General features: G+C 69.9%; 17 protein-coding genes and 2 tRNA genes. 14 read left to right on the top strand and 5 right to left on the bottom strand.

What is annotated here, in order from left to right:
* Positions 1 to 12 precede the first annotated feature (12 nt).
* The 4 genes from ACFVKT_RS17450 (at position 13) to ACFVKT_RS17435 (ending at position 3,391) form a co-directional block, all read left to right on the top strand.
* Complete coding sequence (locus ACFVKT_RS17450) at positions 13 to 1,836, top strand: LytR C-terminal domain-containing protein (protein WP_385732299.1); 1,824 nt, start codon at positions 13 to 15, stop codon at positions 1,834 to 1,836.
* Positions 1,837 to 2,090: 254 nt separating this feature from the next.
* Positions 2,091 to 2,534 carry a ribosome silencing factor gene (gene rsfS / locus ACFVKT_RS17445; RefSeq protein ID WP_385732297.1) on the top strand — a complete coding sequence of 148 codons (444 nt, stop codon included), beginning with the start codon at positions 2,091 to 2,093 and terminating at the stop codon, positions 2,532 to 2,534.
* Entirely contained in the window at positions 2,531 to 3,202 is a 672-nt protein-coding gene (locus ACFVKT_RS17440; protein ID WP_385732295.1) for a histidine phosphatase family protein, read from the top strand. Before rsfS ends, ACFVKT_RS17440 begins: the two co-directional genes overlap by 4 nt.
* A 116-nt stretch (positions 3,203 to 3,318) precedes the next feature.
* Positions 3,319 to 3,391, top strand: a tRNA-Ala gene (locus ACFVKT_RS17435).
* Positions 3,392 to 3,471: 80 nt separating this feature from the next.
* Here ACFVKT_RS17435 and ACFVKT_RS17430 read toward each other — a convergent pair.
* Both ACFVKT_RS17430 and ACFVKT_RS17425 read right to left on the bottom strand, forming a co-directional pair.
* A complete protein-coding gene (locus ACFVKT_RS17430) occupies positions 3,472 to 3,723 on the bottom strand; it encodes a hypothetical protein (protein WP_385733152.1) in 252 nt (83 codons plus the stop codon).
* A 124-nt stretch (positions 3,724 to 3,847) separates the two neighbouring features.
* Complete coding sequence (locus ACFVKT_RS17425) at positions 3,848 to 4,369, bottom strand: hypothetical protein (protein ID WP_385732293.1); 522 nt, start codon at positions 4,367 to 4,369, stop codon at positions 3,848 to 3,850.
* Positions 4,370 to 4,962: 593 nt separating this feature from the next.
* Here ACFVKT_RS17425 and ACFVKT_RS17420 point away from each other — a divergent pair.
* Positions 4,963 to 5,196 (top strand): hypothetical protein, encoded by a 234-nt coding sequence (locus ACFVKT_RS17420; RefSeq protein WP_010986886.1) that lies wholly within the window; start codon positions 4,963 to 4,965, stop codon positions 5,194 to 5,196.
* On the opposite strand, the gene ACFVKT_RS17415 is transcribed toward ACFVKT_RS17420, so the two are convergent.
* Positions 5,165 to 6,346, bottom strand: a complete 1,182-nt coding sequence (locus ACFVKT_RS17415; protein WP_385732289.1) for a glycosyltransferase 87 family protein — start codon at positions 6,344 to 6,346, stop codon at positions 5,165 to 5,167. The genes ACFVKT_RS17420 and ACFVKT_RS17415 overlap by 32 nt on opposite strands.
* A gap of 148 nt (positions 6,347 to 6,494) precedes the next feature.
* Here ACFVKT_RS17415 and ACFVKT_RS17410 point away from each other — a divergent pair.
* Positions 6,495 to 6,567 (top strand) — tRNA-Ala (locus tag ACFVKT_RS17410).
* Positions 6,568 to 6,616: 49 nt separating this feature from the next.
* Here the strand turns inward: ACFVKT_RS17410 and ACFVKT_RS17405 are convergent.
* The gene (locus tag ACFVKT_RS17405; RefSeq protein WP_385732286.1) at positions 6,617 to 8,236 is read right to left on the bottom strand and encodes an NADH-ubiquinone oxidoreductase-F iron-sulfur binding region domain-containing protein; all 1,620 of its coding nucleotides are present in this window, start codon (positions 8,234 to 8,236) and stop codon (positions 6,617 to 6,619) included.
* A complete protein-coding gene (locus ACFVKT_RS17400; RefSeq protein ID WP_385732284.1) occupies positions 8,233 to 9,537 on the bottom strand; it encodes a cytochrome b/b6 domain-containing protein in 1,305 nt (434 codons plus the stop codon). Before ACFVKT_RS17400 ends, ACFVKT_RS17405 begins: the two co-directional genes overlap by 4 nt.
* Before the next feature lie 417 nt (positions 9,538 to 9,954).
* On the opposite strand from ACFVKT_RS17400, the gene leuS reads away from it, so the two are divergent.
* From leuS to holA, 8 genes are all read left to right on the top strand, one after another.
* The gene (gene leuS / locus ACFVKT_RS17395; RefSeq protein ID WP_385732281.1) at positions 9,955 to 12,843 is read left to right on the top strand and encodes a leucine--tRNA ligase; all 2,889 of its coding nucleotides are present in this window, start codon (positions 9,955 to 9,957) and stop codon (positions 12,841 to 12,843) included.
* A gap of 158 nt (positions 12,844 to 13,001) precedes the next feature.
* Entirely contained in the window at positions 13,002 to 13,736 is a 735-nt protein-coding gene (locus tag ACFVKT_RS17390) for a hypothetical protein (protein WP_385732279.1), read from the top strand.
* 72 nt (positions 13,737 to 13,808) lie between these two features.
* Positions 13,809 to 14,654, top strand: a complete 846-nt coding sequence (locus ACFVKT_RS17385; protein ID WP_385732277.1) for a DegV family protein — start codon at positions 13,809 to 13,811, stop codon at positions 14,652 to 14,654.
* A 712-nt stretch (positions 14,655 to 15,366) separates the two neighbouring features.
* The gene (locus ACFVKT_RS17380; protein ID WP_385732275.1) at positions 15,367 to 16,158 is read left to right on the top strand and encodes a helix-hairpin-helix domain-containing protein; all 792 of its coding nucleotides are present in this window, start codon (positions 15,367 to 15,369) and stop codon (positions 16,156 to 16,158) included.
* A gap of 794 nt (positions 16,159 to 16,952) precedes the next feature.
* Positions 16,953 to 19,193: a ComEC/Rec2 family competence protein gene (locus ACFVKT_RS17375; RefSeq protein WP_385732273.1), complete on the top strand. Its 2,241-nt coding sequence runs from the start codon at positions 16,953 to 16,955 to the stop codon at positions 19,191 to 19,193.
* Positions 19,194 to 19,197: 4 nt separating this feature from the next.
* Positions 19,198 to 20,037: an arylamine N-acetyltransferase gene (locus ACFVKT_RS17370; protein ID WP_385732272.1), complete on the top strand. Its 840-nt coding sequence runs from the start codon at positions 19,198 to 19,200 to the stop codon at positions 20,035 to 20,037.
* Between the two features lie 143 nt (positions 20,038 to 20,180).
* The gene (locus ACFVKT_RS17365; protein ID WP_385732270.1) at positions 20,181 to 20,426 is read left to right on the top strand and encodes a hypothetical protein; all 246 of its coding nucleotides are present in this window, start codon (positions 20,181 to 20,183) and stop codon (positions 20,424 to 20,426) included.
* A 166-nt stretch (positions 20,427 to 20,592) separates the two neighbouring features.
* Entirely contained in the window at positions 20,593 to 21,579 is a 987-nt protein-coding gene (holA, locus tag ACFVKT_RS17360; RefSeq protein WP_385733150.1) for a DNA polymerase III subunit delta, read from the top strand.
* Positions 21,580 to 21,889 lie beyond the last annotated feature (310 nt).

Raw genomic sequence — 21,889 nt, 5'->3', positions numbered from 1 at the left:
AGAGGGGCACCGGTGAACGACCGATACGACGGGTACGCGGGCGGCGACCAGTACGAGCTCGTCGGTTACGACGAGTTCGGGCAGCCTGTGTACCAGCAGGTGTCGCCCCAGCAGCCTCAGCAGCAGGGCTACGACACCTACGGACAGCAGCACCCGCAGGGCTACGGCTACGACCCCTACGCGACGGACCAGCAGCCGCCTGTGTCGCCGTATGACACCGGTCAGCAGCAACAGGTGTCGTCCCATGACACCGGCCAACAGCCGTCCGTCCCCACCTACAACTCGCCCGACTCCTACGACCCGTACGGCACCGGCGCACCCGGGACCGGCGGGACGCCCACGGCGTACGACCCGTACGGGCAGGCGGGCCAAGGCGGGCAGGGGCAGGGCGGGCAGACCAGGCAGACGGGTCAGGCCGGCCAGGTCGGGCGGGCTGCGCAGACCGGGCAGGCCGGGCAGGCGTCAAGTACCGGTCAGCAGCCCCGGGTTGCCGAGCAGACCGCGTACATCCCGCAGCAGGCGGGTCCCGCGGAGCAGGGCGAAGCCCGGGCCGACCGGGACTACCGCACCGAGCAGTTCGCCTTCGTCGAGGAGCAGGAAGCCGAGTCCGAAGACGTCATCGACTGGCTGAAGTTCACCGAGAACCGCACCGAACGCCGTGAGGAGGCCAAGCGCCGCACCCGCGGCCGGATCATCGGCCTGGTCGTGGCGCTCGCCCTGGTCGCGACCGGCGGTGTCGGCTACCTCTGGTACGCGGGCAAGCTGCCCGGCCTGTCCTCGACGAGTGAGAAAACCGGCACCGCCACGTCCGCGGCCGCCCAGAAGCGCGACGTGATCGTCGTCCACCTGCACAACACCAGCGGCAGCGGCACCTCCACGATGCTGCTCGTCAACAACACCACCACCAAGCAGGGCACCACCGTCCTGCTGCCCAACTCCCTTGCCCTGACGAGCGACGACGGCAGCACGACCACGCTCGCCAAGTCCGTCGACGACGACGGTTCGGCCGGAACCCTGGACGCCATCGACACGGTGCTCGGCACCGACATCGAGGGCACCTGGCGCCTCGACACCCCGTACCTGAACAACCTCGTCGAACTCGTCGGCAGCATCGAGATCGACACCAACGCCGAGGTGCCGGACCCCGATGCGGAGAAGGAGGGCGACGCCCCCCTCGTGAAGAAGGGGTCGGACCAGTCCCTCAGCGGCAAGATGGCCGTGGCCTACGCCACCTACAAGGCCTCCGGCGAGTCGCAGACCGCCCAGCTGGAGCGGTTCGGCCAGGTCATGCAGGGAGTGCTGCGCAAGCTGTCCTCCGACTCACAGGCCGCCACGACTACCGTGCAGACCCTGGCGCAGATCCTCGACCCGTCGCTGACCGACAAGGACCTGGGCACCTTCCTCGCGAAGCTGGCCGACGACGCCAAGAGCGGCGACTACAAGACGGCGCTGCTGCCCGTGCAGGAGGACGGAACCCTCAGCGAGGAGGCCACCGGCAGCGTCGTCAAGGACGTGCTCGGAGGCACCGTGAAGAGCCCCGAGCAGGGTGCCGCCGTGCGCGTCGGCATCAAGAACGCGACCGGCGACAAGGACACCACCGAGAAGGCCCGTGTCGTCCTGGTCAACGGCGGCTACACCTTCCTGGACTCCGGTACGGCAGCCGATGCCCAGAGCGTGTCCCAGATCACGTACGCGGATGATGCCCAGAAGGACAACGCCGTCGAGGTCGCCAAGACCCTGGGCCTGCCCACCACCTCGGTGAAGAAGGGCACGGTCACCTCCAACGCGGACGTGTCCGTGGTCCTCGGCCAGGACTACGAGCCCTCGTCGCCGTAGGCGGTCAGGGGCCAGGGGCCAGAGGTCGGAGTGCCGGAGTGCCGGAGTGCGGAGCGCCGGCCCCGGCGAAGGGCCGTCGCCTAGACCCCCCGGGGACGGCGGACGGTCCTCCCGGGGACGGCGGACGGCCCTCCCGGGCAGGGTGGGCGGTCCTCCCCGGGGCGCCCGGAGCAAGGTCGGAGAAACGCGTGGGGTGTCGTCGGCGGTCCGTGAGACCCTTGGGTCATTACTGACCGCCGACGGAAAGCCGCGTAGTGACCGCCACGGACCGCTCCATCGAGCTCATCAAGACCGCCGCGCAGGCGGCTGCAGACAAGCTCGCGCACGACATCATCGCGTACGACGTCAGCGACGTACTCTCGATCACCGACGCCTTCCTGCTGGCGTCCGCGCCCAACGACCGCCAGGTCAAGTCGATCGTCGACGAGATCGAGGAGCGGCTGAACAAGGAACTCGGCACCAAGCCGGTACGCCGCGAGGGCGACCGCGAGGCCCGCTGGGTACTGCTCGACTACGTCGACATCGTGGTGCATGTGCAGCACAGCGAGGAGCGTGTCTTCTACGCTCTGGAGCGGCTGTGGAAGGACTGCCCGGAGGTCGACCTGCCCGCCGACGCCAAGGCGACCCGAGGCAAGGGCGCCGAGCACGCCAAGCTGCAGGATGCGGAGGACGTCGCCGAGCTCGGAGAGCTGCGGTGAGCGCCGCGGGTGCCGAGGCCGGGAAGAAGCCCGGCCGGGGACGCCGCATCATCCTCTGGAGGCACGGACAGACGTCGTGGAACGTGGAGCGGCGTTTCCAGGGCACCACGAACGTCGAGCTGACCGAGACCGGCATCGGCCAGGCCCGCCGTGCCGCCCGGCTGCTCGCCTCGCTGAAGCCCGACTTGATCGTCGCCTCGGACCTCAAGCGCGCCGCCGACACGGCCGCCGAACTCTCCGTGCTCACCGGCCTCGACGTCACCCACGACGAGGCCCTGCGCGAGACCTACGCGGGCGTCTGGCAGGGGCTGACACACGACGAGATCATCGCCCGGCACGGCGAGGAGTACTCCGCCTGGAAGCGCGGTGAGTCCGTGCGGCGCGGTGGTGGCGAACTGGAGAGCGAGGTCGCCGACCGTGCCGCCCCTGTGGTGCTGCGGCATGCCGAAAAGCTCCCCGACGAAGGCACCCTTGTGGTCGTCAGCCACGGCGGCACGATCCGCACCACCATCGGTCGCCTTCTCGGTCTGGAGTCCCAGCACTGGGAGAGCCTCGGCGGCCTCTCCAACTGCTGCTGGTCGGTCCTCGGGGAGGGCGCCCGCGGCTGGCGCCTCCTGGAGCACAACGCCGGCACGCTGCCGGAACCGGTGCTCGGCGACGACGACTGAGCGGCCCCGGCAGGCCGGCCTCCGGCCCCGCGGACCCGTCGGGACCGGATTTCACTTTCCGGCTGGTCGCAGGCTAAAGTTCTTCTTGTTCGCCCCGCCGGGCGGGAAGAACACACGGGGCTATAGCTCAGTTGGTAGAGCGCCTGCATGGCATGCAGGAGGTCAGGAGTTCAATTCTCCTTAGCTCCACAGATCAACTCTTTTGAGTTGTCAAAGATCAGTGGTGAAGGATCCCGTCCCCATCAGGGGGGCGGGATTTTTCGTTGCCGTCATCTCTGGATGGCTGTCGGTGCCGCCCGTAGGTCCCTGAGCCGTGCCGTCCGCAGGTGCCTCTCCTCGTCGTCCGGCTGGTGGACCACGATCCGGCACTCGGGCATGCCGTTGATCGACAGGGAGACGGACGTCACCCGCATCTCACCGACCGCCCTGTGCCGGAACGTCTTCCCGCGCTGGCCCGGCCGCGCCACATCGCCGTCGCGCCACAGCCGGTCGAAGAGCGCGCTGGCCTCCGACAGTGTCACCAAGGCCCTGGCCACTCTCTGGGCCGAGGGCGCGGCTGTTGCGGGAGCCGCTCCGGTCTGCGTGATCAACAAATCCGTACGACCGGCACGCGAACCCAGGCCTGCGAGACCCGGTTCGCCTTGTCTACGTGGCTGCATTCGGCGCAGGTGCGGGAGGTGTACGCCGGATCGACGTATGCACTCTTACGGCGCCGCTTCTTGAGGCGGCGTTTGGCGGACGAGGTGTTCTTCTTCCGGAGTTTGGTGCGCAGGCCGCGCTCGCGTGGGCCTGCCAGGACAGCATGCGGTCTTCGTAAGGCTGCGCGCCGTGTGGGCGGAAGGCGATCGGCTTCTCGGTGACCTGGCGGTAGCGCTTCGAGCCGGGCTTGCCGAGATTGCCGGCTTTCAGATTCGCCTTCAATGTGGTGTACGCGTCACACGCCTTCTTGACCGTGTGCTGGACGGCCTGCGCGCCCAGGTTCCAGCGGGACCTGACGTTGTCGTAGGTGTGCTTACGCAGGGCGAAGTCCTTGAACTCCCCGCGCTCGAAGGCCACCTCACTCACCCAGCTGGCGGCCTCGTTACAGGCGTGCGATGTCGCCTCAAGCGCCGCCGCCTGCTCGGGCGTTGGCAGGAGTCTGACCTGCACCACCATCTTCACGATCACCGGACGTACACACCTGCGCGAGACGCCACTACCCGTCGATATTGATCACGCGATCGAGCGAACGGATGGGCTCTGCATCGACAGTCTCCGCCAGTCGTGACACTCAGCCGTTCCGCGGCCGAACAACCACAACGCCGCTGCGGCGCTCCGCGCAGCAGCCTTGAGGATGCGATTCCTCCCGGGCGTGAATGCCCGGGGTTCCCCGCAAGAATTCGCTGAACCGGCTTGAGTCACTTGGGGCCCTCGGGGCGTATACCTCTGCGGAGGCGCTCCTCGCGTGCACGTATGCCCTGGCCGGGACAGCCACACTGGGCGCTGTGTCCGGACTGGTACGCAGGCGTCGCTGACCGTATTGCTCCGGCCGTGGCAGAATCAAACGGCCGGAAGGGGGCGCGGCCCGACGGGAGGGAGTAGCGATGCCTGGGAGCAGGCTCGAGGAGGTCGACGATCTTCTCGAAGCGGCACAGACACGCAGAAAAGTCACTCTCCTTGACTGCCCTTCCTGCGGATCGCTCCATGTCGCCCAGGTTCTCGGTGACAACGGAGGGATCTCCTACGTGTGCACGGCCTGCGGCCACAGCTGGAGCTGATCGATGGGTGCGCACAGGCGAAAATGCGATTGGTGCGGCAGTGGTACGCCCATTGTCCGCGACATGGAACCGGTCAACCACGACTACCAGTACTGGTGCGAGGAGTGCGCGCGGGCGCTGATCATAAAAGGCGACCCGATCGAGACGTACCGCGAACTGGAGGGCGAGCCGATCTACGGCCGGCTCCTCGACGAGCACTGCACTCTCAAACGGTTCTATTCGTTCGCGACAGCCTGAGCCCAGTGAGGGCCAGGAAGGCTGAACCGGCTCCCACGTAGAGTGCCGACAGCGTCAACTCGACGCCGGTCTGATGAAGTTCGAGCCTGCCGGGGCCGTGTGGTACCCACCACAGTGCGTACGAGAAGAAGACCGGCGCCGTGCAGATGACGGCGGGCCGGCTGGTCGTCGCGAGGAGCAGGAGCAGCGGTACGCACCACACCCAGTGGTGCGACCACGACACCGGGCTGATCAGCAGAGCCGTCACCGCGCACGTGACCACCGCCCAGGCCCGCCGCCCGCGCAACTCGGCGGCCACGGCGAGAACGAGGCCCGACGCGCCCGCCACGGCCGCCGTGGCGGCCCACCAGGCGCCGGGCTCCGTGGTGTGCAGCAGCCGGGCCAGGACGCCGCGCAGGGACTGGTTCGCGGTGTCCTCGACGAGCCCCACGCGACCCGCCTCGAAGACCATACGGGTCCAGAAGCGCCAGGAGTCGTACGGCAGGAATGCCGCCGCCAGCAGGGTCGCCCCTGCGAATGTGGCGGCCGTTCTGCGCGCGTGCCGTAACCATGGCCCTCCGGAGCCCCGCCTCGCGTACTCCACAAGGCCGGTGGCCAGCAGGAACACCGCGAACAGTGCGGGTGTCAGCTTGACCGCCGACGCGATCCCGATGCCCACCCCGGCCCAGCGGTGCCCGGGCCGCCGGGACAGGTCCCACAGCACCAGCACGGCGAGCAGCAGATTGATCTGGCCGTATCGCAGCGTCGTCCACACCGGCTCGCACCACACGGCCGCCGCCGAGACCCACCAGACGCTCTCCACGCGTGCGTGCCCGACGAGCCGCAGTGAGAGGGCCACGAACGCCACAAGGAGGGCCAGGTTTCCGGCCGTTGCCAGGGTGCGCATGCTCGCCGCGTCAAGCAGTGTCAGCGGGGTGAACAGCAGCGCCGCGAACGGCGGGTAGGTGGTGGGCAGATGGGCGTCGGTCGTGCGCAGTGCGTAGAGGTCGCCGCCTGCGCGGACCGTCTCGCCCTCCGCCCGGTACACCATCAGGTCGATCATCGACACGTGCGCGGCCCGCTGCGCGCACCAGAAGGCCGCGAACGACAGAAGGCATGCCCCCAGGGCAACGGGCACCCGGCGGACACGGGGCACGGCGATCACGGTCACGAAGGCCGACACTATCCCGCATATCCGTATTGTCCGCACAGCCCGGAAACGATTTGGTGGTGCACCCGGAGGACCGTGTAATGTTGGCGTCGCCCCCAGGGAAACCGGGGCGACGCGGTCAATATGCGGCTTCGGCGCATGACCGCGAGGGGCTATAGCTCAGTTGGTAGAGCGCCTGCATGGCATGCAGGAGGTCAGGAGTTCAATTCTCCTTAGCTCCACAGACGTTGAAAGCGGGCCACCCGATCCGGGTGGCCCGCTTCTTCGTGTTCAGCGACCGCTGCCGAGCGCCCGGCGGCCGCGTCCCTGGGAGAGCACGGGCAGGTTGTTGCGCGCGGGAGCGGACGACCGGGTGTCCTCCTCCAGGCGCAGTGCCAGCGCCGGGCAGCGGCGTACGGCGCGCAGGGCCTTCGCCTCCGCGACCCGGGGCACCGGCGCCTGCGCGACGGTGGGGAAGCCGTCGGCGCCCAGTTCGAAGACCTCCGGAAGGATGTCCGCGCACAGGCCGTGGCCGCGGCACAGCGTCCAGTCGACGTAGATCTTCTGGCGGGGAGGACCCGCCTCCAGCTGGTTCTGGCCGCCCGGGATGCCCGTAGGGGTCTGGCCGCCCTCGAAGAGCGGCAGAACGCCCTCCACGGGCCTTCCGCAGCCATTGCCGAGGACATGCGCGGCCAGGTCGTCGGTGAAGGCCTTGATCGTCGACTCGATGAACATCGCGGAGCCGTCCGGGTGCGAGCACGCGCCGCGCCGCTTCACGGCCTTGGCGACCTGCTTCACGGCCTCCAGCGCGGCCGGGCCACCGCCGTTGAGGATGTCCTCGAGGCCGCGGGCCGCGGCCGGCAGTCCGAGGTAGCAGGGACCGCACTGTCCCGCGCTCTCCTCGGCGAGCCACTGGGCCACTCGCAGCGACTCCCCGAGCGGGCAGGTCTGCTGGGTGATCGGGAGAATCGCGCCGGCGCCGAGCGCACCGCCCACCGCGTCCAGGGAGTTGCGCGAGACGATCGCCTCGTTGACGGTCGCCGCGTCCAGCCACTTGCCGTGGTATCCGCCGGTCAGCACGCCCTGCGGCATGGGCGGGGCGCCCGCGAGCTGGAGCACGTAGCGCAGCGGGACGCCGGTCGGGACCTCGATCACCATGGGGCGGGCGACGGCGCCGGAGACGGTCAGCATGACGGTGCCCGGCTCGTCGTACAGGCCCGTGTTGCGATAGCGGTCCGGGCCGATGCGGGCGGCGATGGCCAGTTGGGCGAACGTCTCGGCGTTGGACAGCAGCGTGGGCGCGCCGCCGACACCGGTCTGCGAGGCGCTGACCTTGCGGCCGGGCGGGATGGCCGGGCCGCCGTCGATGGAGCGGATCAGTGAGGCGGCCGCTCCGGTCACCATGCGCACCGGATTGCGCTGCACGCGCGCGCGAAGGGGTGATCCGCGCCGGTTGCTCAGCCCGCGCTCGGCCAGTGCGGCCTCCATGGACCGCTGGGTGGATTCACGGGTCACGCCGATCACGAGGGTTCGGGCGCCCATGGCCTCGGCGGCGAGCAGCGCGCCGTCCAGGATGAGGTGCGGGGCACGGTTGATGAGCACCGTGTCCTTGCGGCAGGCGGGTTCGTCCTCGCTTCCGTTGACGACGACCACCGGGCGGATGCCCTTCTTGATGGCCGATTCCGCGACGGAGCGCAGTTTTTTGGCGAAGGGGAAGCCCGCGCCGCCGCGGCCCTTCAGGGAGATCGCTTCGGCGAGGCCCGCGAGTTGCTCGCCGCCCATGGGTTCGAGCGGCCCGTGCACTTTGAGGTGCATCGGGAGGTCAAGTCGTTCAACCAGGTCGAAACCCGACGTGAGCTGCGGAAGTCCGACGACGCGGACTTCCGGGACGTCGGGCAGGGCCTCGTTCACTTAAAGCCTCCGGAAGGGGCGTTCCATGATTCACCGGAGCCAGGAGCGTCGAAGGCGCCCGGCAGTACTTCAGTCGTGGGACCGCTGTCGTACGTGTCGTTGGCGTTGTACGTGCCGTAGGCCTGGTTCGACTCACCGGTGTCGTACACATCACTTGTGCCGTACACGTTGGTGGCCGAATTGTCATAGACGGGGATGTTGTAGCCCGTGTCGTTGAGCGGGTCGTACGCGGAGGGGGGCGCCGCGCCGACGGGCGGCGGCGAGGGAATGGGCCAGCTGCCCGACGTGCTCCCGTTGTCGACGGGCTGGAACGCCTGCGTGGGCTGCATGTCCATGGGCGCCTGGAAGCGCTCGGGGCCCGGGGTGTTTCCGCCGGGCGTGCTGCCTCCCTGTACGGCGCGGTAGGCGGCGGCGAAGCCGTTGCCCCCGGTGGCCGTGTTCGGGTCGTACGGGGCCTCGTACGGCTGCGTGGGAGGCGCCGTGCGCTGTGGGGGCGCGTACGTGTCCTCCGGGGACTGCCGTGGCCGCGGGGCGAAGCCCGGCAACGAGGAGCCCGCGGCGGCGGCACGCGATGCCGCCAGATCCTCGCGAGCGAGGCGGCCGCCGGTGTTGTTGCCCTCTCCGAGGACCGCGAGGATCCGCTCGGCGACGGCGCGCTTGAAGGGGCCGGAGGACGAGCGCAACGCCAGGGCGACCGCTACGAAGATCAGGCAGAGGCTGTACATCACCGTGACGTAGGTCGCGGCGGGACGCCCCGCGTACAGGCCGTGCACCAGGGCCGAGCACCAGGCCGGGTAGGCCAGCATGTGCACGGCGCGCCAGCGTGCCGCGACCGGCGCGGGCGACGCGAAGGCGCTGCGCAGCGCGCCGGTGATGGCCGTGAAGATCATGAGCAGGCCGGCCAGGGAGCCGAAGCCGATGAGTCCGTTGGTGCCCGTGATGCCGAGCCCGAAGGGGACCAACGCGGCGACCAGTGTGGTGTGGTCCAGCACGATTTTGACCGAAACGTGCAACAAGAGGAAGGCGACCGAGGACACGGCGGTCGTCCTGTGCACGGCCTGCGCGATCAGCCGCTGGCGCGCGTTGAGGAACAGCCGGTCGGTGGCGACGATTCCCCACACCACGGAGCAGGTGAGGGCGACCAGTGACAGCACGCCGGCGCCGAAGTTGAGGAAGTCGCGCAGGCCGTCACCTCCGACCAGCACGACCATGGGTATGAGCAACAGCGCGGCAGCCGTCAGCGCCCCGTAAGCCGATCGGCCCGGTTGAGGGAGCGAGCTGTTCTTGCGAAGAGGGGTCATGGGGGTTACTCCCAAACAGTTCGGGGAAGCGGTCCCGAAGCCGCACTCTAAGTCGAGCCATACCTATGAGTGCGACGTTTGAGTTATTGCGTTGTTATCTAAGGGCGCTGAGGCCCTTGTGTTGTCCCTTAGGTTCCGTTACGCGAAGTAACATTTGAACGCTGGTCAATTTTTTGTGACGATTCTGTGTGGTGGCACGGAGTGTCGGCTGCTCCTCGGAAGCCCGTCGCGGCCCGCGTGGAGGCTGCGGTACCCTGACGCCATGCGTGCCGTACGCCTTCTGCTTAGCGAGCCGCGCTGACCAGTCCCGGCCACTGACGAATCGTGGTCGGCATCGGCGCGGCGTCCCCTCCTGTGCGAGGGGTTTTTTCATTTCCTGAGCCGCTGGCAGAGACGATCGATGGAGCTTTGAGGATCATGAGCGAGACGAATACCGCTGCCGCCTCCGAGGTGGCCGCGCCGCACCGCTACACGGCCGCGCTGGCCGCTGAGATCGAGGCACGCTGGCAGGACTTCTGGGACGCCGAGGGGACGTACGAGGCTCCGAACCCGAGCGGGGACCTGGCGGGCGACCCCGAGCTGGTCGCCAAGCCCAAGAAGTTCATCATGGACATGTTTCCGTACCCCTCCGGTACGGGCCTGCACGTCGGTCACCCCCTGGGATACATCGCCACCGATGTATCCGCCCGGTACCAGCGCATGACGGGCCACAACGTCCTGCACACCCTGGGCTTCGACGCCTTCGGACTGCCCGCGGAACAGCACGCCGTATCGACGGGCGAGCACCCCCGGATCACCACCGAGGCGGCCATCAACAACATGAAGTCCCAGCTGCGCGCGCTGGGCCTGGGGCACGACAAGCGCCGGTCGTTCGCCACGATCGACCCGGAGTACTACAAGTGGACCCAGTGGATCTTCCTGCAGATCTTCAACTCCTGGTACGACGAGGAGGCTGACAAGGCCCGCCCGATCGCCGAGCTGGTGGCCCAGTTCGAGAGCGGCGAGCGCGCCGTACCGGCAACCGACGGCCACGCGCGCGCGTGGAACGAGCTGACCGCCGTCGAGCGCGCCGACGTCCTGAGCGAGTACCGCCTGGCGTACGCCTCCGACGCGCCCGTCAACTGGTCTCCGGGCCTGGGCACCGTACTGGCCAACGAGGAGGTCACCGCCGACGGCCGTTCCGAGCGCGGCAACTTCCCCGTCTTCAAGGCCAAGCTGCGCCAGTGGAACATGCGCATCACCGCGTACGCCGACCGGCTGCTGGCCGACCTGGACGCACTGGACTGGCCCGAGGCCATCAAGCTGCAGCAGCGCAACTGGATCGGCCGCTCCGAGGGCGCCCGCGTCCACTTCCCGATCGACGGCGAGCGCATCACCGTCTTCACCACGCGCCCGGACACCCTGTTCGGTGCGACCTACATGGTGCTGGCGCCCGAGCACCCGCTGGTCGAGAAGTTCACTCCGGACGCGTGGCCCCAGGACACGCACCAGGTGTGGACCGGCGGCCACGCGAGCCCGGCCGAGGCCGTCGCCGCGTACCGCGCGCAGGCCGCCGCCAAGTCGGACGTCGAGCGACAGGCCGAGGCCAAGGACAAGACCGGCGTCTTCATCGGCGCGTACGCGACCAACCCGGTCAACGGCGAACAGGTCCCGGTCTTCATCGCCGACTACGTCCTGATGGGCTACGGCACCGGCGCGATCATGGCCGTGCCGGCGCACGACGGCCGCGACTTCGAGTTCGCGCGCGCCTTCGAGCTGCCGATCAAATGCGTGGTCGAGCCGACGGACGGTCGTGGTACGGACCCCTCCGCGTGGGACGAGGCCTTTGTGTCCTACGAGGCGAAAATCGTCAACTCCACCGGTGACGGCGTCTCCCTGGACGGCCTGGGCGTCGTCGAGGCCAAGGCGCGCATCACCGAGTGGCTGGCGGCCCGGGGCATCGGCGAGGGCACGGTCAACTTCCGGCTGCGTGACTGGCTGTTCAGCCGCCAGCGCTACTGGGGAGAGCCCTTCCCGATCGTCTACGACGCGGACGGCATCGCCCACTCTCTGCCCGAGTCGATGCTGCCGCTGGAGCTGCCCGAGGTCGACGACTACTCGCCGCGCACCTTCGACCCGCACGACGCGAACACGTCCCCGGAGACGCCGCTGTCCCGTAACCAGGACTGGGTCAACGTCACGCTGGACCTGGGTGACGGCCGTGGTCCGCAGCGCTACCGCCGCGAGACCAACACCATGCCCAACTGGGCCGGTTCCTGCTGGTACGAGCTGCGCTACCTGGACCCGCACAACGACCAGAAGCTGGTCGACCCGGCCATCGAGCAGTACTGGATGGGCCCGCGCGAGGGACAGCCGACCGGCGGCGTCGACCTGTACGTCGGCGGCGCCGAACACGCCGTACTGCACCTGCTGTACGCGCGTTTCTGGTCGAAGGTGCTGTTCGACCTGGGCCACATCTCCTCGGCCGAACCGTTCCACAAGCTGTTCAACCAGGGCATGATCCAGGCCTACGTGTACCGCGACAGCCGTGGCATCGCGGTGCCCGCCGCCGAGGTGGAGGAGCGCGACGGCGCCTACTACTACCAGGGCGAAAAGGTCTCCCGACTGCTGGGCAAGATGGGCAAGTCCCTGAAGAACGCGGTCACTCCGGACGAGATCTGTGCCGAGTACGGGGCGGACACGCTGCGCCTGTACGAGATGGCGATGGGCCCGCTGGACGTCTCGCGGCCGTGGGACACGCGCGCGGTGGTGGGCCAGTACCGGCTGCTGCAGCGGCTGTGGCGCAACGTCGTGGACGAGGTCACGGGCGAGGTCACGGTCGTCGACTCCGAGGCCGACGAGGACACCCTGCGTGCCCTGCACAAGGCCATCGACGGCGTACGCCAGGACCTGGGGGGCATGCGCTTCAACACCGCCATCGCCAAGGTCACCGAGCTGAACAACCACCTGACCAAGGCGGGCGGCCCCGTGCCGCGCACGGTCGCCGAGCCCCTGGTGCTGCTGATCGCACCGCTGGCCCCGCACATCGCCGAGGAACTGTGGCGCAAGCTTGGCCACACCGACTCGGTCGTCCACCAGGACTTCCCCGTCGCCGACCCGGCATACGCCGTGGACGAGGCCGTGACCTGCGTCGTGCAGATCAAGGGCAAGGTCAAGGCGCGCCTGGAGGTCTCCCCGTCGATCTCCGACGAGGAACTGGAGAAGGTGGCCCTGGCAGACGAGAAGGTCGTCGCCGCGCTGGGTGGTGCGGGGATCCGCAAGGTCATCGTGCGGGCGCCGAAACTGGTGAACATCGTTCCGGCGTAACTCTGAAAGACGGCAGTCGCGCGCTTTTCGAGCGCGGCTGTCGGGGTAGTCCCCTACGGGCAGGTTCGGGGTTCTTCTGGAACTCGGGGTCTGCCCGTAGCGTTTACCGTTGAAGAGAGCCGTGGCAACTGCCGCGACCTGTTCGGAGGAGGAGTGTGGTGGAAGCCGTGATCACAGTAATCGCCCTGCTCTTCCTGCTGTTCGTGGGTCTGGGCGTGTACGCCACGGTGAAGGTGGTCGGTGCCGCCAAGCGAGGTGTGGACCGCACCATCGCGCAGGCCCGCCGCACCGTGGAGGACACCACCCTGCGTGCCAAGACCTACGCCCAGCCGGGCCCGCTCGGCGAGCTGGCCCAGCTCCGCCTCAAGCTGCGCACCTCCATGCGCGCCACACAGGACGCACTGCACGCGGGCGTGACGGAGGACGAGTCCCTGAAGGAGTCCCTGAGCCTCTTCGGCCGGCTCAGCGTGCACGGACACGAACTGGACGCCGACCTCAAGCGCCTGGAGACGGAGCCCGACCGGCGCACGCTCATCTCGTTGCTGCCCGGACTGCGCGAGCGCACCGAGCGCATTACACACTCGGCGGACTCGCTGCGCTGGGCCGCGCGGGACAGGGCCCACCGGTTCGCGGACGACGACCTGGACTCGCTGAGCGCGCAGATAGACGTCGAGGCCGGCGCGCTGCGGCACTGGACCACGGAGCCGGAGCCCGCGGCTTCGTGGCCCGAGGCACCGGCTCCGGACGCGGCCTCCTCCGACGGACGACAGACCTGGCCCGACAGCCCCGAGGCCCGCATGGCCGAGGAGCCGACACGGCCTGCCATCACCCCGCCCGGACAGCGGCCCGTCTACCCCTGGCAGAAGAAGCCCCGCCCCGAGAGCACGACTTGATCCGGCCGCACCAGCCGCAGGTGGGAGGGGCCGGGCTGCCGACCGTGTGCCCCGGCAGGTAACCTCCAGCTCATGTCCCGCCATGTCGCGATCGTCACCGATTCAACGGCCTACCTGCCGCCGCGGACGATGGAGCGCCACGGCATCACAGCGGTGCCCCTCACCGTGGTCCTCGGCGACCGGGCCCTGGAAGAGGGCACCGAGATCTCGGCCCGCTCCCTGGCCCAGGCGCTCCAGAAGCGGCGCTCCGTCACGACGTCACGGCCCAGCCCCGAAGTCTTCGCCGCGGCCTACCGCAAGGTCGCCGAGTCGGGCGCCACCGGCATTGTCTCCCTCCACCTGTCGTCCGAGTTCTCGGGTACGTACGACGCCGCGGTCCTCGCCGCGCGGGAGGCTCCGGTACCCGTGCGTGTGGTGGACACCGGGATGGTCGCGATGGCACTCGGCTTCTGCGCGCTGGCCGCGGCGGAGTCCGCGGAGGCGGGGGGCACGATCGACGAGGCGGTCACGGCCGCGGAGAAACGAGCCGCCGGCACCTCCGCGTACTTCTACGTCGACACCCTCGACTATCTGCGCCGCGGCGGCCGGATCGGAGCCGCGCAGGCGCTGCTGGGTTCCGCGCTCGCGGTCAAGCCGCTGCTGCAGCTGGACGGCGGCCGTATCGAACTCCTGGAGAAGGTACGGACGGCGTCCAAGGCCATCGCCCGCCTGGAGGAGATCGCCGCCGACCGCGCGGGCGGCGCCCAGGTCGACATCGCCGTCCACCACCTCGCCGCTCCCGACCGGGCCTCGGCTCTCGCGGACCGGCTGCGGGCGCGGGTGCCCGGTCTCGTGGATCTGCATGTCAGCGAGGTCGGTGCGGTGATCGGTGCGCACACGGGGCCTGGTCTGCTGGGGGCGGTTGTCTCTCCCCGGTGAGGGGGAGGGGGAGGGCGAGGCCAGGGGTGTGTGGGGGGTTTCCTCTGGCGGGTGTCGGCGGTGTCGCCGGGTGCGGCGGCGAGTGTGGCTCGTGCGGGTGAAGGAGTTATCCACAACTGGGCGGTAGTCCCCGGGAATTGAGCAAGATCATCGCGGAGTGGTCGAGGTGCTGGATCCTCGCCGCATGGCACTTCGATCACGTTCACACGCAGCCACTCCGACCAGCGGCCCGGGCCGCGGGCCCGTCTCCGACGGCCGCACCCGCCATCGCCGTCGCCCTGACCATCACCATGACCGCAACCATCCCCGAAGCCGTGCCCGGCGCCGCGAGGCCGCCGCCGAGGCACTCCGCCTGCGCGCGGAGGCGCTCTTTGGCGAAAGGGCTGAAGAGCGGCGGGAGTTCGAGAACGGGAGTGGGAGTGGGGGTGGGAGTGGGCCTCCGGGGGCGGGGGATTGGGATGTGGGGGACAGCCCACGCGCGAAAACTGCGGTGGGGGTGGGCGTCGCTGATGTGTGGGGGGTTGAGGGGCGTGGTGTTGGGGGTTCGGGCCGGGGTGAGGGTGAGTCGTCCGCGGTACGGGGAGTCGGGGGCGAGGGTGGTCTCCGCAGGCGCAGGGCAGTTGACCCTGGTGGTTGGCGGGGGAGCGGGGAGGACGGCCGTGAACCCTCCCGTGTGAGGTGGGCGGTTGACCGTGATGCTTCAGGTGAGGGGGTGGCTGTTGACGCCGGTGTGCGTGGCGACGTTGCCTCCGGTGGGGCGGTGGGGGCGTGGCGGGATCGGGTCGGGCCCGCCGTGCGGGAGCGGATGCCGCTGTGGTTGCAGTCGAGGTGTGGGCTTGAACGCAGGAGTGTGATCGCCCTTACCGTCCTGCTCGTCGTTGCTGCGGTCTTCGCCGGGCAGCATTTCTGGACCGGCCGGACTCAGCCGGTGCGGGCCCCTGAGGTGGTTCGGGCGGCGGCTCCATTCGGTGAGACGGCCGGACAGGCGAAACAGCAGGAGCTGGCGCCCGATGCCTCGGCCGGATCCCCCGGCCCGGCTGGTGCGGCCGGGTCCGTGATCGTGGTGGATGTCAGCGGCAAGGTGCGCAGTCCCGGGCTCCAACGCCTGCCGGCCGGTTCTCGCGTGGAGGACGCGCTACGAGCCGCGGGCGGGGTGCGTCCGGGCACGAATACTGAAGGACTCAATCGTGCCCGCCTCCTCGTGGACGGCGAACAGGTCGCGGTCGGTGCGCCCGCGCTCGCCGGGGGACCGGGCGCGGGGGCGGCCGGCAGCGCCGCATCCGTCAGCGGCGCCGCTCCCGCCGCTCCCGCCGCTCCCGTCTCACTCAATACGGCCACCGTGGAGCAGCTCGACGGCCTTCCGGGCGTCGGCCCCGTACTGGCCCAGCACATCGTCGACTACCGCGCCCAGAACGGAGGCTTCCGCTCGGTGGACGAGCTTCGTGAGGTCAATGGGATCGGCGACCGTCGGTTCGCCGATCTGCGGAATCTGGTGCGTCCGTGAGCGGGCGGAGGGTTGTGCGCTTCGCTGGTGCTGGTGCTGGTGCTGGTGCTGGTGCTGGTGCGGGGCCTGGGGGTGGTGCTGATCCCGGTGGGCCTGAGGTCGGTGCCGCGAACCGGCGTGCTGTGCATGCTGCCTCTGGCAAGCGGCTGGGAGCCTCGAATCCCCGGGAGGAAGGACCGGCGGACTTGCGGCTCGTGCCGCCCGCGCTGGCGGCGTGGGTTACGGCGGCGGTGACGCTTGGGGGGCCGCCCGGGTGGGTCGCAGGCGTGGCGGTGGGCTGCCTGGTCGTGGGTGGGGCGCTGCTGATTGCGGGACGAAGGGGGGTGCACGGCGACAGCGAGGAGGGCGAGGAGGGGCGCGCGGGACGACGGTTCGTCTTCGGTGAGGGGCAACACGGACGTTGGGTCGGCGAGGTGGGCGAGGGAGGTCCACTCCGGGAGGGGCGCGCGGAACGACGGTTCCGACCCGGTGGAGGGCAAGCTGGCCGTCGGGTCGGTGAGGCGGCGGCGGGAGGTCGGTTTCGGGAAGGGCTGGAGGGACGTTGGCCTCGGGAAAGGGCATGGGAAGGTCGGTTTCGGGAAGGGCCGGAGGGACGTTGGCTTCGGGAGGGGGCGGGGGAAGGTCGGTTTCGGGAAGGGCTGGAGGGACGTTGGCCTCGGGAAAGGGCATGGGAAGGTCGGTTTCGGGAGGGGCCGGCGGCGCTTCGGCTCGGTGGACGGCGAGAACGGGTTCCCTTCGTCGACGGGCGCCGGGGAGAACGGTCGCGCACGTGGCCGCGGGCGTCTGTTGCCGCCGTGCTGCTCTGTGTCGCCGCGGCCGCTGCTTCCGCGGGGTTGCACGGGGCGGATCTGCGGCGGGGGCCCGTTCCTGCCCTGGCAAAGCAGTACGCGCAGGTGACCGTCGAGGTCGAGGTCACCTCCGATCCACGGCTCACCCGGCCCCGGGTCAAGGGAGATCACGCGGCTCCGACGGCAGTGCTCCTCGACGCCGAGGTCCGGCGGCTGATGCGGGCGGACGGGACCGACGTGGTGACGCGTACACCGGTGCTGATGATCGTCGACGCCGGCTCGGCAAGGGGATCGCCAGGCTTGTCCGGGGAGCGTTCGCCCTGGCTGTCGCTGCTGCCGTCCACACGGTTGCGGGTGGCCGCGCGGCTCGCGCCCGCCCTGTCGGGTGGGGACGAGATCGCGGCGGTGTTGCGGGTGCGGGGGAGTGCGCCGCCGGAGGTCGTGGGGGAGCCGTCCGGGCCACAGCAGTTCGCAGGCGGGCTGCGTGAGGGCTTGCGGGAGGCGACCGACGGATTGGACGCGGACGCGCGGGCGCTGCTTCCGGGGCTGGTCGTGGGTGACACATCACGGGTCACACCAGAGCTGGACGAAGCGTTCAAGGCGACCGATCTCACGCACCTTCTGGCGGTCAGTGGCGGCAACCTAACGATCTTGCTTGCTCTCTTCATCGGACCACCCGGCCTCGCTCAGCGTGTGGAGAGGCGTGGTCTCGCACCGCGGCTCGGCATCCCGCTACGGGCCACCGCGCTGTTCTGCGGCGCGCTCACGCTCGGCTTCGTGATCGTGTGCCGACCGGACCCGAGTGTGCTGCGGGCCGCGGCCTGCGGATCGATCGCGCTGCTCGCCATCGCGACCGGGCGCCGTAGATCGCTGATTCCCGCGCTGGCCACGGCTGTCCTGCTGCTGGTGCTGTACGACCCCTGGCTGTCCCGAAGTTACGGCTTTGTGCTCTCCGTCCTGGCGACCGGTGCGCTGCTCACCCTGGCGCCACGGTGGAGTGCCGCGCTCCAGAGGCGTCGGGTGCCGCCGCGGCTGGCCGAGGCGCTCGCCGCCGCCGGCGCTGCGCAGGCCGTGTGCGCGCCGGTCGTCGCGGTCCTCTCGGCCCGGGTGAGTCTGGTGGCGGTGCCGTGCAATCTGCTCGCGGAGTTCGCGGTCGCACCGGCCACGGTGCTGGGCTTCGCGACGCTGGCGACGGCCTCGGTCGCGATGCCCGCCGCCAAGGCCATGGCGTGGTGCGCGAGTTGGCCTGTCCAGTGGATCGCGGACATCGCTCGTACCGGGGCGGCGCTGCCAGGTGGGGGAGTGGACTGGCCGGGCAGTTGGACGGGGGCGCTGCTGCTCGCCCTGGTGGTGGTGGCCGTGGTGTTCGTCGGCCGACGGCTCCTGAGATACCCGTGGCTGACTGGTGTCTGCGGGGTGCTGTTCCTGTTGGCCGTGGTGCAGCCGCCGCCGCTCACCAGGGTGATTACGGGGTGGCCACCGCCCGGCTGGCGGATGGTGATGTGCGACGTGGGACAGGGAGACGCGACGGTGCTCGCCGCGGGTGACGGTACCGCTGTGGTGGTGGACGCCGGGCCCGACCCGGTACTGGTGGACCGGTGTCTGGGCGCGCTCGGCATCACCCGCATTCCGCTCGTCGTACTCACGCACTTCCATGCCGATCATGTGGCGGGGCTGGCGGGAGTGCTGCGTGGGCGTTCGGTGGGTGCGATCGAGACGACCGGTCTCGAAGAGCCGCCGGACCAGGCCGAGTTCGTGAGACGGGAGGCCGCGGCACGGCACATCCCGGTGACGCGGGCTGCGTCGGGGGAGCGGCGGCGTACGGGCGGTCTCGACTGGCAGGTGCTGTGGCCGCCGCCGAGCTCGGCTCCAACGCCGGACGGCCCGAACGACGCCAGTGTCACCCTGCTCGTACGATCGGCGGGGCTGAGGATGCTACTGCTCGGCGATCTCGAGCCGCCGGCTCAGCAGGCGCTGTCGAGATCGCCCGCGGCCGCTGAGCTGGGAGCCGTGGACGTACTCAAGGTTGCTCATCATGGCTCGGCCTACCAGGACCCGGACCTCATACGCAGGGTGGCGCCGCGGCTCGCGCTCATCTCGTGCGGCGAGGACAACCCCTACGGGCATCCGGCGCCCAGCACGGTCGCCGCGCTGCGGGCCGGGGGTGCGGTGGTGCTGCGGACCGACGAGGACGGGGCGCTGGCGGTCGTAGGTGCGGGCGGAGAGCCGAGCGTGGCGAGACACTGAACCCATGAACTCCGCACAGGCCGACGCCTACCTCCGCAGGATCGGGGCTCAGTACCCCGCGTGGCCCACCTCCGATGCGCTGCGTGAGCTCCATCGCCGCCATCTGGAGACGGTGCCGTTCGAGAACCTGTCGATTCACCTCGGTGAGGAGATCGTGCTGGAGGAGAAGAGGCTGCTGGACAAGCTGGTGGGGGCGCGCAGAGGCGGGTTCTGCTACGAACTGAACGGTGCGTTCGGGGCGTTGCTGGGAGCGCTGGGCTTCGATGTGACGCTGCTGGCGGGGCGGGTGTACGACGACGAGGAGCGGCTCGGGATTCCGTACGACCATCTCGCGCTGCGTGTGCGGACGGTGGACGGGGGTGACTGGCTGAGCGATGTCGGGTTCGGGGCGCTCAGCCTCTACCCGCTGGCATTCGGGGAGCGAGGGGAGCAGCAGGAGCCCGGGGGCACGTTCCGGGTCGTGGAGGCGGGGCCGGACGGGGCGGGGGTGCGGGGTGCCGGCGGGTCGCGCGAAAGGGAGGACCTCGACGTCATCCGGAACGGCAAGGTGCAGTACCGATTGGAGGTGCGGCCGCGGGTGCTCAAGGACTTCGTGACCGGGGTCTGGTGGCACAGCACCTCGCCGACGTCGCATTTCGCGCGGTCGCTGGTCTGTTCGCGGGTCACCGGGGACGGCGGCAGGATCACGCTCAGCGGTCGGAGCTTCACGGTGACTGCGGCCGACGGGACGAAGCAGGTGTCGGAACTGGCCACGGACGAGGAGGTGCTGGCGGCCTATCGCGACCAGTTCGGGATCGAGTTGGAGGGAGTGCCCGAGGTACGGGAGTCGGGGGAGGCGGGCTGAGCACCGGGGTCCTGGGTGAGGGGGCTTGGCCGGGTCGGTCCCCCCGGGGCACTCGCGTGCGGTGGTCGGCCTCGGCGTTGGTGGGGTCTGGCGTTGGTGGGGTCTGGCGTCGGTCGGCGTCCGGCGTATCGGAAAATGTCTGCGTGAGTGATGTGAGACATGTGCTGGTACTGCCCGACCGAGACGCCGCCGAAGAGGCCGCGCAGGCACTGGGTGACAGGTTCGGGCTGGATGAGGAACCGCAGCTCCTGCGGGACGCGCTGGCCGGTGAGGATGACGCCGAGGACGCGCAGTGGCTGGTGGTGCTGCGCGATACCGAGGAGCGGCTCGACCCGAAGGAACTGGACGAGTTCGTGGCGGAGTGGGACGGGTGGCGCGAGGAGCCGTAACGCTCCGCCGGGTGCCGGGTGCCGGGTGCCGGGTGCCGGGTGCCGGGTGCCGGGTGCCGGGTGCCGGGTGCTGGGCGCAGGATGCGGGTGCGGAGTGCCGGGTGCGGAGTGTCGGGTGGCGGGCGCTCGCGTCGTGTTGTCAGTGGCGCGTGGGATGCTTGCAGCGATGGCCAGGAAGACTGCTAATGACGACCCTCTCGCCCCCCTCACGCTTGCGGTGGGCCAGGAGGATCTCCTGCTCGACCGTGCCGTGCAGGAGGTGGTGGCCGCTGCGAGGGCTGCCGACGCCGACACGGATGTACGGGATCTCACCCCGGACCAGTTGCAGCCCGGCACGCTTGCCGAGCTGACGAGTCCGTCGCTCTTCGCCGAGCGGAAGGTCGTGGTCGTACGCAATGCGCAGGACCTGTCGGCCGACACGGTCAAGGACGTGAAGGCGTATCTGGGGGCGCCCGCCGAGGAGATCACCCTGGTGCTGTTGCACGCGGGTGGGGCCAAGGGCAAGGGGCTGCTCGATGCCGCGCGCAAGGTGGGGGCACGGGAGGTGGCGTGCCCCAAGATGACGAAGCCGGCGGATCGGCTGGCTTTCGTGCGGAGTGAGTTCCGGGCGGTGGGGAGGTCGGCCACGCCTGAGGCCTGTCAGGCGCTCGTGGATTCCATCGGGAGTGATCTGCGGGAGCTGGCTTCCGCGGTGTCGCAGCTGACCGCGGACGTCGAGGGGACGATCGACGAGGCCGTTGTCGGGAGGTACTACACCGGGCGGGCCGAGGCGTCGAGTTTCACCGTGGCCGATCGGGCCGTGGAGGGGCGGGCGGTGGAGGCGCTGGAGGCGTTGCGGTGGTCTCTGTCGACCGGGGTTGCTCCGGTGCTGATCACCAGTGCGTTGGCGCAAGGGGTGCGGGCGATCGGGAAGTTGTCGTCCGCGCGGGGTGGGCGGCCGGCCGACCTTGCCCGTGAGCTCGGTATGCCGCCGTGGAAGATCGATCGGGTTCGGCAGCAGATGCGGGGGTGGACTCCGGATGGGGTTTCCGATGCCCTGCGGGCGATTGCTGAGGCTGACGCGGGCGTCAAGGGGGGCGGGGATGATCCTGAGTACGCCTTGGAGAAGGCCGTTGTGGTGATTGCTCGGGCTGCGCGGGCCCGGCGGGGATAGGTGTCCGGCCCCACGTAGGGGCGTTTCCTCGCCCCCTCCGCCCCTACCCGTCCCTTGTTTCTGGGGGCTCCGCCCCCAGACCCCCGTATCGCGCTGGACGCGCTCGTCCTCAAACGCCGGACGGGCTAAAAGATCTACCCCGGCCCGGGATGAAGAGCACCGCCCCCGCAGGCGGGTGGGGGAAGGCCTCCAGCCTCGGGCAGGCTGAGAAACGCCAGAAGCCCCGCCCTTCCTCCCGGGGAAGGGAGGGAAGGCGGGGCTCTGGATCACGTTGTTGGAACCACGCCCGCGTGGCGAACGCAGATCGTGC

Source organism: Streptomyces sp. NPDC127595 (assembly GCF_042671685.1).
Classification (GTDB): Bacteria; Actinomycetota; Actinomycetes; order Streptomycetales; family Streptomycetaceae; genus Streptomyces.
Note: the sequence above shows the minus strand (reverse complement) of the source record. Positions and strands in the feature narration are given on the sequence as shown.

Excerpts from the sequence above, each read along its gene's own strand:
- ACFVKT_RS17370 (WP_385732272.1), top strand. The coding sequence starts at position 19,198 with ATGAACTCCGCACAGGCCGACGCCTACCTCCGCAGGATCGGGGCTCAG.
- leuS (WP_385732281.1), top strand. The coding sequence starts at position 9,955 with ATGAGCGAGACGAATACCGCTGCCGCCTCCGAGGTGGCCGCGCCGCAC.
- ACFVKT_RS17385 (WP_385732277.1), top strand. The coding sequence starts at position 13,809 with ATGTCCCGCCATGTCGCGATCGTCACCGATTCAACGGCCTACCTGCCG.
- ACFVKT_RS17420 (WP_010986886.1), top strand. The coding sequence starts at position 4,963 with ATGGGTGCGCACAGGCGAAAATGCGATTGGTGCGGCAGTGGTACGCCC.
- holA (WP_385733150.1), top strand. The coding sequence starts at position 20,593 with ATGGCCAGGAAGACTGCTAATGACGACCCTCTCGCCCCCCTCACGCTT.
- ACFVKT_RS17400 (WP_385732284.1), bottom strand. The coding sequence starts at position 9,537 with ATGACCCCTCTTCGCAAGAACAGCTCGCTCCCTCAACCGGGCCGATCG.